This window comes from Brevibacillus sp. NSP2.1, from assembly GCF_000470975.2.
GTDB lineage: Bacteria > Bacillota > Bacilli > Brevibacillales > Brevibacillaceae > Brevibacillus > Brevibacillus agri.
Window position 1 is genome coordinate 1,637,802 of the sequence record NZ_CP048274.1, and the last position, 16,384, is coordinate 1,654,185.

Consider the following 16,384-nt stretch of genomic DNA (forward strand, 5'->3'; position numbering starts at 1 on the left):
GAAAAAGAGGTGCAGTCATGTCAGGATTCGGAATATTTCGCGAAGTAGTCACGTCCGAGGAGCAACTGCGAGAAACGTTCGGAGTACCGAGCCCCCTGGTGCAAAACAAGTCGATCTCCCAGCTCGATGAGCATTGCCGGAATTATATCGCTCAATCGCCTTTTCTGATTATTTCTACCGCAGATGAAAAAGGAAACTGCGATGCCTCGCCGCGCGGAGATGCGCCGGGCTTCGTGCACATCATCGACGACCGCCATCTGGTCATCCCGGAGCGGCCGGGGAACAAGCGGATGGATTCCATCACCAACATCCTGGTCAATCCGCACATCGGCCTGATTTTTTTGATTCCGACGCTGGAAGAAACATTGCGGATCAACGGACGGGCATGTGTGATCCAGGACCAGGATATTTTGGAGAAAATGGCTGTAAAGGGCAAGGTTCCCGCGCTCGGAATCGGCGTGCAGGTGGAAGAGTGCTACGTGCATTGCGCCAAGGCGTTTATGCGCTCCGGGCTGTGGAAGCCGGACAAGTGGCCGGAGGCTGGCACGACGCCTAATATTGCCAAAATGCTGGCAGACCACGTGAAGCTCCCTGGCATCTCTGCAAAAGAGGTGGCAGAGGGCTTGCAAGACAGCTACACCAATCGTCTGTACTAGAGCAAGAGAAGCGAGCCTCCCTGATGTTTGAGGGGGATTGTTTTTTTCCAAAAGATAGCAGTCGAGTTTTCCGATCGCTCAACCTGTGATATACTTTCTTAATGTAAGTACATAAACAGCGCGAGTCGGGAGGAGATCGGATGGCAACACAAATCACAGATCGTTCCGTTTTGAACAACGGAGTGGAAATGCCTTGGCTGGGTCTGGGCGTCTGGAAAGCAAAAGATGGCAATGAAACAGTGGCAGTCCGCTCGGCTATTGAGGCGGGCTACCGCAGTGTGGACACCGCTGCTGTCTATGGCAACGAGGAAGGCGTGGGCGAAGGAATCCGCCAGGCGGGAATCGACCGCGACCAGTTGTTCATCACGACAAAGGTGTGGAACGCCGACCAAGGCTACGAGTCGACGCTCAAAGCTTTCGACGCGAGCATGAAAAAGCTGGGGCTGGATACGCTCGACCTGTACCTGATCCACTGGCCGGTAAAAGACAAGTTTGTGGAGACGTGGAAAGCGCTGGAGAAGCTGTACCGCGATGGATACGTGCGAGCGATCGGCGTGAGCAATTTTCACATTCACCATCTGGAAGAACTGAAAAAGCACAGCGAGATCACGCCTGTCGTCAACCAGGTCGAGTACCATCCGCTGCTCACGCAAAAAGAGCTGCACGCGTATTGCAAAGAGCGCAGCATCCAGTTGGAGGCGTGGAGCCCGCTGATGCAGGGGAATCTCGATCATCCGCTGTTGGTGGAACTGGGACAAAAATACGGCAAGTCGCCTGCGCAAATCGTCATTCGCTGGGATTTGCAAAACGAGGTTGTCACCATTCCGAAATCCATTACGCCTGAGCGCATCGTGCAAAACGCACAAGTGTTTGACTTCGCGCTGAGTGCCGAAGACGTGGAAAAAATCAGTGCGCTGAACGAGAACAAGCGCTTTGGACCCGATCCGGACAACTTCGATTTTTAATAAACAAGGCCAAATAAACAGGGGGCTGTCCCGCATGTCTGACGCAGACGACGGGATGCGCCCCTTTCCCATTGCAGGCGGACCAGCCCCGAAAAAGAAAGCAGGGTATCCCCGCGAGGCAGCCTTGCCTGCCAGGGGGACACCCGCTTGTTCATCCGTGGCGGCGATAGGCCAGGATGGTGCGGTACATGCTTTTGTCGGCGAGCTTCTGGAACAAGGAAATGTCTGGCCGCAAGTTTGCTTCGATGATCCAGACGCGCCCGTTTGCGTCGATGCCCATATCGAAGCCGAAGACGCGCTGGCGGGTGTAGTAGCGGGCCAGCCGTTTCGCTGCGAGCAGTGCGACCTGCTGCAAACGGGAGACGATCGCCGAGGACGAGGCTCCGCGAATGTTCGAGCGTCAAATCGCGGGGGAGAGCGGGAGCACTTTGCCGCCGCTGCGCTTTATGTTGGTGATGATGTAGCCTTTGCCCGCCACTACCCAAGGCTGTCCGCTTTTTCGCCGCACCATGACTCTGACGTCAAACAGCGAGCTGTTGACGCGAGCAAGCGATATGCCCTGCTGCACGAGATAGCGCGTTTTGATTTTGCGGCCAAATGCTTGTACGCCGCTTTTTTGCCGTGCTTCGTCTTGCGCTTGGCCCCGCGCTGGCCCCGATAGCGGCCGCCGCCTAGCCCGGTCACGAGGATGACTCCCGCGCCTCCGCTGCCTGAGGCTGGCTTGGCGATCACTTTGCGGTAACGGTCGAGAAACTTGTACAGAGCGCGCCTGGAAAACTTGCGCGTCTTTGGCAGCGCGCCGGACAGAGCGGAGCTTGCCCCCAGCACGTAGTACTTGGTCAGTTTTGACTCGCTTTTATTGCCGAAAGAGGTCATTCCCCCAATCGTGATGTGAAACGCATGATTCTTTCCTAATGTATGTCCGGCTTGTTTCAGCGCTTGTGGGAATGTCCTTGCCGCAAAAAAAATAGGTAGGATTTGGCTCGGCGGGGGAAGATTCGCTCTTTACTATGCTATTAATTTTTGTATACTGAAAAGTAGCATATTTGTTTCATCAGATGAAACGAACGGAACCAAGTAGGAAGCAGGTGTAAGAACAAATGGATGAACAAAAAGCAAACGTTCGTTCCGTCGAGCGTGCTTTGGATATCCTGCTCTGTTTTACGGACGCCACAGACCTTGGGCTAAGTGAGATATCGAGTCGGCTTTCCTTGCATAAAAGCACGGTGCATCGTTTGCTGGCGACGTTGGAAAACAAGGGCTTTCTCATCCGTGATGTCCAGACGGAAAAATATCGGTTAGGCTTTCGCATCTGGGAGCTTTCCGCCAACCTGACGCATAACGACGATCCCGCCACACTGCTTTTGCCCGAGATGGAGAGGCTGCGGGATTTGGTAGAGGAAACGATCAGCCTGTACGTGCGCGATGGAAACGAGCGAATACGCATTCAGGCTGTGCAGAGTCGGCAGCCGATTCGCAGGGTCGCGCCGATCGGGGCGCGCATGCCGCTGGCCGTCGGGGCGTCCAGCAAGGTGTTGGTCGCCTATGACGAGCCGCATGTGCTGGAACAAGTTCTGAACGATCCGGACTGGCCGGAATACGTCAATCGGGAGGCGTATGTCGAGCAGCTCGACCAGATCAAAAGACTTGGCTTTGCAACCAGCGTGGAGGAGCGCGAGCTGGGGACAGCGGCCGTAGCGGTGCCGATCTTCAACCGCAACGGACAACTGGTGGCGTCAATCGCCGCATCTGGCCCATCCAACCGGCTCACCCCGGAAAAAATGAGCGAGTACGCTCCCTACATCATGGAAGCAGCTTATCGCATGGGAAAAATGATGAAATAACCAAAAAGCCAACACGCTTGCTTGCGGGCGTGTTGGCTTTTTTTGCTATTTGCGCTGCCTGTACTCGCTTTGCAGCACGCGCCAAAACGGCTGGACGGCGTTGTCGGCGAGAAAGCGCTCCCCGCGCGCCCGGACGTACTGGCTCATGTCCTGGTAGTAGGCGGGATCGCGCAGCTTTTCGTAATGGAAGGCGATGTCGTGGGCATCCTGCACAAACAGCGGGTAATGTTCGCCCAGCAACGCGAGATTGCCGATCGTTTTGGTCGTCAGGACGGGGACGCCGAGCGCCATGCATTCGATGATCCGGGACAAGTACGAGTGAGACGGGTTCTGGTCCGGGGTATCGTCGTAGAGCAGCGCAATGCCGATGCCGCTTTGCACGATCATCTTTTGGGTCGTCCACATCGACTTTTGCCCGTGGTCGGCGACGCCAGACGTGCGCAGCAGAATCCGCGCCTTTTTTTGATAGCTGCCAACGATGGACGGATAGAGGACGCGCAGCTTCGCTTTCGGATATCTTTTGCGAATCAGGCGAATCGCTTTGGTGGCGACAGCAAGTCCATAGCGCGGTCGGATGACGCCTGCCCAGATCAGATGCAAAGGCTCGCCAGGCAGACGGGTGAGCGGCTCGCCGTCGTGGGGTTCGACGAACTGGGGCAGCACCTGGATTTTGCGCTGTAGCTCCTGCGCCGAGTATTTCGCTTTGCTGAGCTGGTAGCGGCGATATCTGTCGGCATTCGGCTCCGTCTGGAAAAAGACGACGCGGGAATGCTGGAAAATGTGATCCAGTCTGCCCATGATGTACGGGTCCCGCAAATTGTACTGGACGGCCAAATAGAGCAGCTTTTTGCCGAGCGCAGGCTTTTTTTCCACCAGGTGAAAAGCCTCGTTGCGGCCACGGATAAACAAAAAGTCGTATTTGTGCTTTTGGTCGCGGGCGATGATGTCATTCACGAGATCGTCCGACTTGTGAAACCGGACGTGTTCAAACGTAAAGCCGCCCGTTCCGTTGCGGAACTGAAAAGGCAAGACGCAATCGAGCACGTACCGCTTGCGCTCGCTCGCGCCAAGCTTCGTCACGATACGGTCGACGGAACGCAGCAAAATAAAAAATTGCAGGACGTTTCCCTTTGGCTTGAATTCGATGAGATTACAGGAAAAGCAAATTCTCACGGGATTCTCTCCTTCGCAGGGCTCTTTACCTATGGTATGGCTTTTGGGGCCATTGGCTACTGGAAGAGGAGAAAACGCCGTTGTACAATTCATTTACTTAAATAAAAAACTTTACTCGAGTTAATATAAATGCTATTGTATTTCTTGGATGTAACTGGAAAACGAAAGAGAGGGAACTATGACGGAAACGATTTCGCTGCGAGAAAAGAAAAAAGCAAAAACGAAGCTCGCCTTACTGGAGGCAGCACTGGCCCTGATCGACGAAGGAACATTTCGCAGCGTGCTCGTCGACGATATTTGCGAGCGTGCAGAAGTATCCAAGGTGACGTTTTTCAAGTTTTTTCCGCAAAAAGAGGAGCTGCTCATCTATTTCATGAGCATCTGGCAGGCGCGCTGCTTCTGCGAGCTGTCAGCCAACGGGAAGCGGGGCTTTGCTGCTGTGCGCCACATCTTTTCCATGGTGGCGGAGGAAAGCGAGAAGTATCCGGGGATTATGCTCAGCCTGATTAGCTTTCTCGCCGAGCAAAAAATGCATCCGTGCGTCCCGACGCTGTCAGCGGCGGAGCTGGCCTTGCTGTTCCCCGATGTCAGCGACAGGGCGGCCTTCAGCGATGCGGACTTGCACCAGATTTTTGTGCGCTGTGTGCGGGAAGCGCGCGAAGACGGGGAACTCGCCGACGATGTCAGCGAGGAGGAGGCTGTCGTGCTGCTGTTCTCCATGTTTTACGGGGCGTATTTGACGGCGCACTTGTTCCGGTCGGACGATTTTATGGCTTGCTATGAGCTTCATCTCAAATCTTTGACAAGGTAGGAGAGCGCAATGGCGAAAATTGTGCCTGGACGGTACACGGCAAAAATGGAAGGGTCATACGTAGTGTTCATCATCGGCATGCGGATCAACCAACTGCTGGCGGTTCACAAATGGCTTCCGGTTGCGCGGGCGATGGGCGGAATGGTGGAGGAGCTGTATCAAAATCCCGAGCTTGGCTTTTTGGGCAGTCGCTCCAGCATGAGCCTGCGCACGATCACCCAGATTCAATATTGGCGTTCGTTTGAGCATTTGGAAAAATATGCGCGGCACGCCCCACTGCACCTGATGGCGTGGAAAAAGTTCAATCAGGCAGTGGGCGCAGACGGCTCGGTCGGAATTTACCATGAGACGTACTTGGTAGAAGCGGGCCATTACGAATGTGTGTATGTCAATATGCCTGTTTTCGGCCTGGGAGAAGTGGGCGAGCTCGTTCCCGCCACAGGCAAACGCGAATCGGCCAGACAGCGGATCAACAAAGGCTAGAGCAGCATCCGCCTAGTCGGTTTCGTTGACCAGGCGCAGCAGCCATTCCTTGAGGTCGACGATGCGCAACGATTTCGGACGCGAATCGGTTCCGGTGACGAGCAGCGGGACGAGCGAGTCGGCTGCATGCAGCGAGCCGTGGGCAGCGCCGCCGATATGGGTCGGGGAGCTTTCCGTAATCAGCTCGTAGCCGGGCTGCACGGTGGCGATGACGTATCTTCCGGGGTGGGAGTTCATGGCTCCGTGCAGCCGGGCCAACGCATCGGGATACTTCCCGTACGTGAGCCGCTTTTTGCTCACGGTCATGTCCAATACGCTTGTGTCTCCGCTGATCGTCCACGTCTGCCCGTACTCGTCCTTGACGGGACCGCCCGGCTTGTACGTCATCTGCTTGCTGCTGCCTCCTGCCGTGACGACGATTGACTGTCCTTCTTTTCGCGCGATCACGTCCATCCGCGGTTCGCGCTGCAACTGTGCCGCGACGGCAGAGAGCGAAAGCTGCGGATCGAGCGCGTAGACGTACGCCATCCGCTCGTTGGCGGCGATCACGATCTGGTCGGTTGCTTGCGGCGGCCGGCTGATCGAGGAAATCCGGTACGAGGCGAGCAAGCTGCGCAAATCAATCGTCGCCGCTTGCCGATCATCCTGCACCGCGCTTTGGGCACTGTCTCCCATGACGATCCAGCGCACCTCCTCGACGGCCTTGTCCCACGAGCCAAAGGCGTCGAGCACGGTTTGCAGCGCCTTGTCGGCATTTTCAATCCCTTCCAGCGTCAGCGGGCCTTTGCGGTGGACCTCCATGTCATTTTCCGGCAAGTACGTGATCGTGAGCGGCGGCAGCCTGTCATGCGCGATCAAAAAAGCAGTTTCCTGGGCGGAAAACTCGTCGTTCATGCCGTATTTGCGCCAGATGCGCGTATGGCGCTTCTGGTTCGGATCGAGCTGGGCAAAGGCGGCGTAAGACAGCAGCTTCGGCCCGGTTACGTTCAGCTCTTCCGGCAGTTGCGCGGCAATCTCGATCAGATGCGGGATTTTTAAGGCATGTTCGGTCTTGCCCCGCCACACAATCGCATTGATGGAAGCCGAATCTTTGCCTTGGTCGGCCAGCACATCGTGGATCGTGTTTGTCTGCGGATTCAACTGACTCTGGTTCAACTGCCAAATCGCGTCCAGCAGCACCTGCGGCTGGTCAATCTTCATCGCTTCCTTTGGGCCGTAACCGTAGTAAACCATCCGCTTTTCTTGTTCGTTGTACCAGGACAGACCCGGCACGTGATGCTGATCGGCGTAGGTCCCGGTCAGCAACGTGCTGTCGATCGTCACGGACATCGTCGGAAACGAGCTGACGACATGGGGGAAGTAGTGCCCTTTTTCCCGCAAAAAGGCCAAGGCAGGAGCGCGCCCCTGGCGAATCGCCTCCTGCAGCGGCTTGTCCATCAACGAATCAATGAGGATGAGCACAACGGGTTTTGGCCCTTGCGTTTGTTCTTGTTCGGAAGACAGCGGAGCGGGGATCTTCTCCTGGATTTGCAATCTTTCGCCAGCCTTGCAGCCAATGAGTGGCAAGCTGAGCACAAGCAACCAAAGGATGGCGGATGTCCATCTCGACTTCATGCTTCCATTCCTTTCCATGAGTATCGTGGTTTTATTTTTTGCCGTCGCCGCTAAATTATTCCACATACAGCCGCATAAAAAATCTCCCCCTCGCGAGCCGGCAGACGCTGTGCATGAGGGGGAGATTTTAATGCGGTTATCCTTCCGGCAGCAAATGGCTCACCTCCACGACCTCGCCTTTCTCCAAAAACAGGCGCGGAATGCGGTTGCTCAAAGTAGCGACGACTTCATAGTTGATCGTCCCGAGCATTTCCGCCACTTCATCGACCGTAATCTCCGCGTTCCCCTGCTTGCCGTACAGCTTCGGAATATGGCGGCGAATCGCGCGGATGTTTCTTTTGACGGCATCGAGATTGACCTCGATCCACGTTTCGCGAAACGGTTTTTTCATTACGGGTACCTTTCCAAAACAAGATGGAAAGCCTTGTTTTCCCTTTGGAAAAGAATGTCATGCATACTTTTTTCTCATAAGTATTCGTCTTCCGGGCTACTTAGGCGTGGCCGATTCCAAAGCACCAATAAAAAAAGCAGGCCGCTTAGCCAACAGCCTGCACCTGCAACGCCAAGCGGCGCTCACCAGCCTGAGCGCTTTTTTCCTGTGGTCAAAAAATGGGCAACTGGTCCAGATTGTTTTCTTTGATGCCGTCCGGCTCGCTGCGCAAAATATCCCGTCCGTATTTGTGAAACACGTCTACGTGCGCAAGTTGTCCCGCTTTTGCTTCCTGCAAGGCGGTGACGTAGTCCAGCTCACGTCCGCTGCTTGTTTTGAATGCGATCAAGTCTCCGTCATCGTTTTTGCGCACGGCGACGATCCGCTCTTTGTCTGAATCAGGCGATAGGACTCTTTTCGCTCCTGCGCTTTCCTGCAACGCTTGCTGCTCGCCTGCCGCTTTGTAGTCGGCGTAAATTTGCTCAAAGCTTTTCTCGCTCATCACGGAATCCCTCCTTATGCATAAGGTGGCTCAAGGCGGGAGAGAACATGCATTCGTTTTAAACCAAGGCCCGACATTCGCCTCTTGACACTTGCTGGCAGGAGGATTATATTTTGACTGACACGAAAGTCAATGAAAAAGGAGGGAGCAGCTCGTGCCTCGCTCAAAGGAGCAGAATGAAGAAATTCGCGCCCAGCGCAAAGAAGCGATCATGCAGGGCGCTCTTGCTGTTTACGTGGAAAAAGGATACGCAGCCGCAGATATCAAGGATGTGGCGGAGCGTGCCGGCGTGGCCAGGGGATTGGTGTATTACTACTACAAAGACAAGCGCTCGTTGTTTCGCGATTTGTTTGTGCATATGTTCCAGCTCTCCAACAAGCACACCCGCCATCATTTTTCCCAGGAGGGGACGGCCACAGAGCTGTGCCGGCAATTCGCGCACGTCATGTTCCACAATTTGTTTGAAAGCTCCGTGCACGTCATGTTCTTTTTCCGCATGCGCCACGACCTGCGCGAGCTGTTCACAGGGGACGAGTTGAAGACGCTGTTGTGGCGCGACAACAATTTGCAGGTACTGGTGGAGACGTTGCGCCGCGGAATGGAGACAGGCGATATTCGCCGGATGGAGCCGGAGCTGCTCGCAGAACAATATTGGGGAGCCATGATGCACGCCATGGGTTTTTTGCAGCGGAAAAAGAGAAGCTTGCTCGCAGAAGGACACGACATGGAGCAGGTCAAGCAGTTGCTCTCGCCGGACATCGAAGCGGCGACGGAATCGTGCGTCGCGATGGTGCGGGCGTGAGGGCATCCGCCGCCGCAGCCTATCAAGCAAGAGGAGGATTTGTTTGCTGAAATTATTGCGTTTTTTGCGGCCATACCGTTATATGGTCGCCATGACGATGTTTTTTATGTTGCTGCAATCGCTGGCGAATTTATATTTGCCAAACCTGATGTCCCATATCGTCAACGAAGGGATCGTCAAGGAAGACACGGCCTATATCTGGAGAACCGGAGGCTGGATGCTGCTAGTATCCGCCGTCGCGGCTGCTTTGTCCGTCGCGGCGAGCTATTTGGCTTCCCGCTCTGCTTCCGGCTTTGGCATGCGGCTGCGCAGCAGCGTGTTTAGCCACGTCGAACGTTTTTCGTTGCAGGAGTTCGACAAGCACGGGACGGCCTCGCTGATTACCCGGACGACCAATGACATTACGCAAGTCCAGCAAGTGCTGAACATGATGCTGCGGATGCTGGTGATGGCACCAATGATGTGTTTTGGCGGAATCATCATGGCGCTGTCGAAGGACGCGGAGCTGTCTCTCGTCATCATCGTGGCGATTCCGATTTTGGCATTGGCGATTTTTTTGATCGGTTCAAAAGGGATTCCGTACTTCAAAGCAATGCAGGGCAAAATCGACAGGCTGAATCTCGTGCTGCGCGAGTCGTTGACCGGAATCCGCGTCGTGCGGGCGTTCAACCGGATGGAGCACGAGCGGGAGCGGTTCGACCGTGCCAATGAAGATTTGACGGCGACGGCGATCAAAGCCAACCAGATCATGGCGGGGATGATGCCTGTCATGATGCTGATGATGAACGTCACGTCGATTGCCATCATCTGGTTCGGCGGCTTGCGGATCAGCGCCGGGCACATGCAGGTAGGCGACCTGATGGCGTTTTTGCAGTATGCGATGCAAATTTTGTTTTCGCTGATGATGGCGTCGATGATGTTTAGCATGGTGCCGAGAGCTTCGGCTTCGGCGGTGCGCATTCACGAGGTGCTCGCGACAGAGCCGATCATTGTCGACAGGGAAAAGCCAGACCCATCTGGCGCGGGAAAAGGCGGGCAAGTCGCTTTCGAGCAGGTGACGTTCCGCTATCCTGGCGCAGAGAAGCCTGCACTGTCTGAGCTTTCTTTTACCGCCAGGCCCGGCCAGGTGACGGCGATCATCGGGGGAACAGGCGCAGGAAAAACAACGCTGGTCAGCCTGATCCCGCGCTTCTATGACGTCGAGAGCGGCAGCGTCCGCGTCGGTGGCGTCGATGTGCGCGAGTGGTCGCAAAGCGAGCTGCGCTCCCGCATTGGCTTTATCCCGCAAAAAGCGCTGCTGTTTACGGGGACGATCGCAGACAACATCCGCTACGGAAAAGAGGAGGCGACAGACGAGGAAGTCCGCCATGCCGTAAGCGTGGCGCAGGCAGCCGAGTTTATCGCGAGCATGCCGGACGGGCTGGATACCGTCCTCGCCCAAGGCGGGCAGAACCTGTCAGGCGGGCAAAAGCAGCGCCTCTCCATCGCCCGTGCGCTCGTCCGCAAGCCGGAGGTGTACATTTTTGACGACAGCTTTTCCGCCCTCGACTTCAAGACAGATGCGAAGCTGCGGGCTGCCTTGAAGCAGGAGACAGGGGATGCGACGGTTATCATCGTCGCGCAGCGGGTCAATACCGTGATGGACGCCGACCAGATTATCGTGTTGGAGGAAGGCAAAGTGGCGGGAATCGGTACACACCGCGAGTTGCTCGCCACCTGTAGCGTGTACCAGGAGATCGTCAAATCCCAGCTAACGGAGGAGGAAATCGCATGAGTGATGGACAACAACGTCCTCCCCAGGGACGACCGGGAGCCGGACCAGGGCCGGGAGGGCAGCGTCCGATGGGCTTTGGCGGGCCTGGATTGCTGACGATGCCTGGGCAAAAGGCCAAAGATTTCAAAGGCACGCTGCGCCGTCTGCTCGGCTATTTGAAGCCGCACCGCTTCCGGCTGTTCATCGTCTTTTTGACGGCAGCGGCAAGCACCGTCTTCGCCATTCTCAGTCCAAAGCTTTTAGGGGATGCGACGACGACGATTTTTGCCGGGTTCATGGGCAAGCTGAAGGGAGTGCCGGGCGCAACGTTTGACTTTGCCGCTATTTGGCAAATCATTTTGACTTTGATCGGGCTGTATTTGTTTTCCGCGCTGTTTGCCTATATCCAGCAGTATTTGATGGCGAAAGTCGCGCAAAAGACCGTCTATGCGCTGCGCAAGGAAGTCAACGAAAAGCTGGCGAGACTGCCGCTGAAATACTTTGACGAGCGCACGCACGGCGAAATCATGAGCCGGGTCGTCAATGACGTGGATACGATCAGCGGCACGCTGCAACAAAGTCTGACGCAGATGATAACCTCGATCATTACGCTGGTCGGCGTCATTGCGATGATGCTTTCGATCAGTCCGCTGATGACGGTCATTTTGCTTTTGACTTTGCCGCTCAGCGCAGTGGCAATCAAACAGGTGGCTTCTCGTTCCATGCCGCACTTCAAAGGACAGCAGCAGGCGCTCGGCGAGCTGAACGGACACGTCGAAGAGATGTACACGGGCCACAAGCTCGTCAAGGCATTCGGCCGGGAAAAGAGCGCGATCGAAAAGTTCGACGCGATCAACGAAAAGCTGTACCAGTCTGGCTGGAAGGCGCAGTTTATCGCCGGAATCATGATGCCGCTGATGATGCTCGTCGGCAATATCGGCTTTGTGCTCGTCTGTGTGGTGGGGGGCGTGCTCGTTACGCGCGGCAGCATCGCCATCGGGGACGTGCAGGCGTTCATCCAGTACGCCCAGCAGTTTTCCCAGCCGATCACGCAGACGGCGAACATTGCCAACATCATCCAGTCTACGCTCGTCTCGGCGGAGCGCATTTTTGAAGTGCTCGATGCGCCGGAGGAAGAAACCGATGCCGTTTCCGCTGCTGGCCCGGCCCGCATGCAAGGGCATGTGAGGTTTGAACACGTCTCGTTCGGCTACAAGGAAAACGAGCCGCTCATCACCGACATGAACATCGACGTGAAGCCGGGCATGACGGTCGCCATCGTCGGTCCGACTGGCGCTGGCAAGACGACCTTGGTCAATCTGCTGATGTGCTTTTACGAGATCGGCGGCGGCCGGATTACGGTAGACGGCCGCGATATTCGCGACCTGCCGCGCGGCGAGCTGCGCAGCCAGTTCGGAATGGTGCTGCAGGATACGTGGCTGTTCAACGGCACGATCAAGGAAAACATCGCCTACGGCAGAGCAGGGGCGACTGAAGCGGAAATCGTGCAGGCGGCGAAGGCAGCGCACGCGGACCATTTTGTGCGGACGTTGCCGGAAGGGTATGAGACGGTGCTGAATGAAGAGGCTTCGAACATTTCCCAGGGGCAAAAGCAGTTGCTGACGATCGCGCGCGCGTTCCTCGCCGATCCGGCGATTTTGATTCTCGATGAGGCGACGAGCAGCGTCGACACCCGGACAGAGCTGTTGATTCAACAAGCGATGGCGGGGCTGATGAAGGGGCGCACGAGCTTTGTCATTGCGCATCGCCTCTCGACGATTCGCGACGCCGACCTGATTCTCGTCATGAACAACGGAACGGTGATCGAACAGGGCACGCACGAGGAACTGCTGGCGCAGGACGGCTTCTACGCGGATTTGTACAACAGCCAGTTTGCGCAAGGCAGTGAGACGCAGGTTAGCTAGCGAGGGTAAAAATGTACGGGCGGCCCAAGGAAAGCAAGAAGCCGGAGAGGGGGCGGGGCGTCCGGACGGTTAGCGTCGCGTACGCAGAAATAGCGAAGCGAAGGAAACGGTCTCCCGTACATGGTTTTGTCATCTACGCTAACCCCACGGAAAATACGCTACTCTGTGGTGGGTGTCTTTTTGCAATAATGCCATGGAAAAGTGCCACGGGCAGGTAGTTCTGTGGTGCTTTTTCTTTTCCCGACAGCACCACGGGCATGCAACTCCCTGGATGTTCTTTTTGTGCTAATGCAGCGCGCAGGGACGGCATGCAAAAAAGAGCAGACTGCCGAGACGCTCTCGGAGTCTGCCCTTTGTGGGTGGGTGCTGTTACGAACTTATTTTGTGTCGCGCAGTTTACGCGTTTACTGGTTTGCCTTCGTCCAGCAGTTGGCGAAGAACGGTTTGCAGAATACCACCGTTGCGGTAGTAGTCTACGTCTACCATGGAGTCGAGACGAACGATGACGTCGAACTCGAACTTGCTGCCGTCTTGGCGAGTTGCTTCTACTTTTACGCGTTGGCCTGGTTGAACATCATTGGAGAGACCCACAATGTTGAAGGACTCAGTTCCGTCGATACCCAGCGACTTCCAGCTTTGGCCGTCAGCGAATTGCAGAGGCAGCACGCCCATACCAACGAGGTTGGCACGGTGGATACGCTCGAAGCTTTCTGCGATAACCGCTTTGATGCCGAGCAGGAAAGTACCTTTTGCTGCCCAGTCGCGGGAAGAACCAGTACCGTACTCTTTACCAGCCAGGACAACGAGTGGAGTGCCGTCTGCCTGATACTTCATGGAAGCATCGTAGATGGACATTACTTCGCCGGTTGGCAAGTATTTGGTTACGCCGCCCTCTGTGCCAGGAGCCACTTGGTTGCGAATACGGATGTTGGCAAACGTACCGCGCATCATAACGTCATGGCTACCACGGCGAGCACCGTAAGAGTTGAAGTCTTTGCGCTCTACGCCGTTTGCTTGCAGATACAGACCTGCAGGGCTTGTAGGCGAGATGTTACCCGCTGGGGAGATATGGTCGGTTGTGACGGAGTCGCCGAACAGAGCGATTGCTTTCGCTGCTTTGATGTCAGCGATCTCTGCGATTTCACCAGCAAGGTCTTTAAAGAATGGCGGTTCTTGGATGTAGGTGGATTTTTCATCCCACTCGTACAGGTCGCCAGTTGGAACGTCGATTTTGTTCCAGGCTTCGTTTTGCGTGAACACTTGACCGTACTCGGCGCGGAACAGGTCTGGGTTCATGGCTTTGTTCATTGCTTCCGAGATTTCTTGCGGAGTTGGCCAGATGTCTTTCAGGTAGACAGGCTCTCCGTCTTTGCCCGTACCGATTGGCTCGGTAGTCAGGTCAATATCGACAGTACCAGCCAGTGCGTAGGCGATAACCAATGGAGGAGAAGCGAGGTAGTTCGCTTTTACCTGCGCATGGATACGGCCTTCGAAGTTGCGGTTACCGGACAGTACGGCTGCTACAGTCAGGTCTTCATCTGCGATTGCCTTGCTGGTTTCCTCTGGCAATGGACCGGAGTTACCGATGCAAGTGGTGCAACCGTAGCCGACTACGTTGAATCCGATCGCATTCAAGGAATCAATCAGACCAGCGTCAGTCAGGTATTGCGTAACGACGCGGGAACCTGGAGCCAGGGAGCTTTTCACGAATGGAGGCTTTTTCAAACCTTTTTCCACTGCTTTTTTCGCCAGGATACCTGCACCCAGCATTACGCTAGGATTTGATGTATTGGTACAGGAAGTAATCGCTGCGATGACGACAGAGCCTGTTTTCAGTGTAGCGGTTTCCCCGTTTGCATAAGTAACAGGTGCGCTTGCTGCGATTTTCTCTTCGGACAGGCCAAAGCCGCCTTTGTCGATCGGTGTGCGCAGGCTGTTGTTGAAGGATTCCTTCATGGCAGTCAGTTCTACGCGGTCTTGCGGACGTTTTGGACCAGCCAGGCTCGGTACGACTGTGGACAGATCCAGTTCCAATGTTTCGGAGAAGATTGGGTCTGGAGTGTCGTCGGTACGGAACAGACCTTGTGCTTTGGTGTAAGCTTCTACCAGAGCGATCAAGTCTTCGCTGCGGCCAGTTTGGCGCAGGTAGTTGAGTGTTTCAGCGTCTACCGGGAAGAAGCCCATGGTAGCACCGTACTCAGGAGCCATGTTCGCTACAGTAGCGCGGTCAGCCAGCGAGATGTTGGACAGGCCAGGGCCGTAGAACTCCACGAATTTCCCTACTACGCCTTTTTTGCGCAGCATTTGGGTAACAGTCAGCGCGAGGTCGGTTGCAGTTGCGCCGGCATTCAGCGTGCCAGTCAGTTTGAAACCAACGACTTCTGGCGTTACGAAATACAGCGGTTGGCCGAGCATTCCTGCTTCTGCCTCGATACCGCCAACACCCCAGCCGAGAACGCCAAGACCGTTAATCATGGTAGTGTGGGAGTCAGTACCTACGAGAGAGTCAGGGAAAGCAACGAGTTCGCCGTCTACTTCGCGAGTAGCGATCACAGTTGCCAGGTACTCCAGGTTTACTTGGTGAACGATACCAGTTGCCGGAGGAACCGCACGGAAGTTGTCAAACGCTGTTTGCGCCCAGCGCAGGAAGCGGTAGCGCTCTTGGTTGCGTTCGAATTCGAGCTTCATGTTGTTTTCCAGAGCAGCAGGGTTGCCGAAGTCGTCAACCATTACGGAGTGGTCGATTACGAGGTCAACCGGTACGAGCGGGTTGATTCGCTTTGGATCTCCACCAGCGCGCTTCATGGCGATACGCATCGCTGCCAGGTCAACTACAGCCGGTACGCCGGTGAAGTCTTGCAGAACGATACGAGCTGGCATGAGCGGTACTTCTTGGTTTTCGTCGCGGCCTTTTGTCCAGGTCGCCAGTTGTTGTACGTGTTCTTTGGTGATCGCACGGCCATCGAACTGACGTACAGCAGCCTCGAGCAGAACTTTAATCGAGAACGGCAGCTTGGAAACGTCGCCGAGTCCTTGTTCTTCCAATCCTTGCAGGCGATAGTACGCGAAAGACTTGTCGCCTACTTGCAGGGAAGATTTCACATTGTAAGCATCTTGTTTAGCCAATTTATACAACCTCCCTATTGTAACTTGGGGTTTCGTCTGGTGAAACGTAGTTTCGTTTCTCTCATTACGAACTTATTATACTCGATTTGTTTCCCGGCTTCTACCCCAAATTCATCATTTATATACAAAAATCATGGGAGAAAAAACAGACGCGCTTGTTTCGCGTTGTATTTAATGAAGGAAAAATATCCAGACTTCATGTATTATCCCGTTTATATTTCGTTTACATTCATCCGTTATTGTTTCTCTTGCGGGCAAAAAGGGCGCAGGGGACGCCGACGTCAACCTCTGCGGCCGTTT

12 protein-coding genes and 3 pseudogenes are annotated in these 16,384 nt (G+C 55.2%); 8 read left to right on the top strand and 7 right to left on the bottom strand.

Translation table 11 applies throughout. The features are described from left to right. Window positions 1-17 precede the first annotated feature (17 nt). Window positions 18-656 carry a pyridoxamine 5'-phosphate oxidase family protein gene (locus M655_RS07990; RefSeq protein ID WP_005828469.1) on the top strand — a complete coding sequence of 213 codons (639 nt, stop codon included), beginning with the start codon at window positions 18-20 and terminating at the stop codon, window positions 654-656. A 140-nt stretch (window positions 657-796) separates the two neighbouring features. Then, window positions 797-1,621, top strand: a complete 825-nt coding sequence (locus tag M655_RS07995) for an aldo/keto reductase (RefSeq protein ID WP_007783121.1) — start codon at window positions 797-799, stop codon at window positions 1,619-1,621. Window positions 1,622-1,772: 151 nt separating this feature from the next. Here the strand turns inward: M655_RS07995 and M655_RS28045 are convergent. Beyond that, window positions 1,773-2,497, bottom strand: a pseudogene (locus M655_RS28045) (YheC/YheD family protein). 224 nt (window positions 2,498-2,721) lie between these two features. On the opposite strand from M655_RS28045, the gene M655_RS08010 reads away from it, so the two are divergent. Next, the gene (locus M655_RS08010) at window positions 2,722-3,465 is read left to right on the top strand and encodes an IclR family transcriptional regulator (RefSeq protein ID WP_005828478.1); all 744 of its coding nucleotides are present in this window, start codon (window positions 2,722-2,724) and stop codon (window positions 3,463-3,465) included. Between the two features lie 45 nt (window positions 3,466-3,510). Here M655_RS08010 and M655_RS08015 read toward each other — a convergent pair whose 3' ends face one another. Then, a complete protein-coding gene (locus tag M655_RS08015) occupies window positions 3,511-4,638 on the bottom strand; it encodes a glycosyltransferase family protein (protein WP_005828480.1) in 1,128 nt (375 codons plus the stop codon). 178 nt (window positions 4,639-4,816) lie between these two features. On the opposite strand from M655_RS08015, the gene M655_RS08020 reads away from it, so the two are divergent. Both M655_RS08020 and M655_RS08025 read left to right on the top strand, forming a co-directional pair. Further along, entirely contained in the window at window positions 4,817-5,449 is a 633-nt protein-coding gene (locus M655_RS08020; RefSeq protein WP_025843905.1) for a TetR/AcrR family transcriptional regulator, read from the top strand. A 9-nt stretch (window positions 5,450-5,458) separates the two neighbouring features. Continuing rightward, entirely contained in the window at window positions 5,459-5,932 is a 474-nt protein-coding gene (locus tag M655_RS08025) for a DUF4188 domain-containing protein (protein WP_007783131.1), read from the top strand. A gap of 12 nt (window positions 5,933-5,944) precedes the next feature. On the opposite strand, the gene M655_RS08030 is transcribed toward M655_RS08025, so the two are convergent. The 4 genes and pseudogenes from M655_RS08030 to M655_RS08040 all read right to left on the bottom strand — a co-directional run bounded on the left by M655_RS08030 (window position 5,945) and on the right by M655_RS08040 (window position 8,478). Beyond that, on the bottom strand, window positions 5,945-7,546 hold the full coding sequence (locus M655_RS08030; RefSeq protein ID WP_005828486.1) for an alkaline phosphatase family protein: 1,602 nt from the start codon (window positions 7,544-7,546) through the stop codon (window positions 5,945-5,947). A 136-nt stretch (window positions 7,547-7,682) separates the two neighbouring features. After that, a pseudogene (locus M655_RS08035) lies at window positions 7,683-7,847 on the bottom strand (alanine racemase C-terminal domain-containing protein); the annotation flags it as partial. Window positions 7,848-7,850: 3 nt separating this feature from the next. Further along, a pseudogene (locus tag M655_RS28300) lies at window positions 7,851-7,937 on the bottom strand (alanine racemase C-terminal domain-containing protein); the annotation flags it as partial. A gap of 211 nt (window positions 7,938-8,148) precedes the next feature. Continuing rightward, a complete protein-coding gene (locus M655_RS08040; RefSeq protein WP_005828490.1) occupies window positions 8,149-8,478 on the bottom strand; it encodes a DUF3892 domain-containing protein in 330 nt (109 codons plus the stop codon). Between the two features lie 154 nt (window positions 8,479-8,632). On the opposite strand from M655_RS08040, the gene M655_RS08045 reads away from it, so the two are divergent. From M655_RS08045 to M655_RS08055, 3 genes are all read left to right on the top strand, one after another. After that, window positions 8,633-9,280, top strand: coding sequence for a TetR/AcrR family transcriptional regulator (locus M655_RS08045; RefSeq protein WP_005828492.1), 648 nt, complete (start codon window positions 8,633-8,635; stop codon window positions 9,278-9,280). A gap of 43 nt (window positions 9,281-9,323) precedes the next feature. Further along, on the top strand, window positions 9,324-11,054 hold the full coding sequence (locus tag M655_RS08050; protein ID WP_026557871.1) for an ABC transporter ATP-binding protein: 1,731 nt from the start codon (window positions 9,324-9,326) through the stop codon (window positions 11,052-11,054). A 68-nt stretch (window positions 11,055-11,122) separates the two neighbouring features. After that, window positions 11,123-12,958, top strand: coding sequence for an ABC transporter ATP-binding protein (locus tag M655_RS08055; RefSeq protein WP_007783140.1), 1,836 nt, complete (start codon window positions 11,123-11,125; stop codon window positions 12,956-12,958). 396 nt (window positions 12,959-13,354) lie between these two features. Here M655_RS08055 and acnA read toward each other — a convergent pair whose 3' ends face one another. Beyond that, entirely contained in the window at window positions 13,355-16,084 is a 2,730-nt protein-coding gene (gene acnA, locus M655_RS08060) for an aconitate hydratase AcnA (protein ID WP_026557872.1), read from the bottom strand. Between the last annotated feature and the right edge of the window lie 300 nt (window positions 16,085-16,384).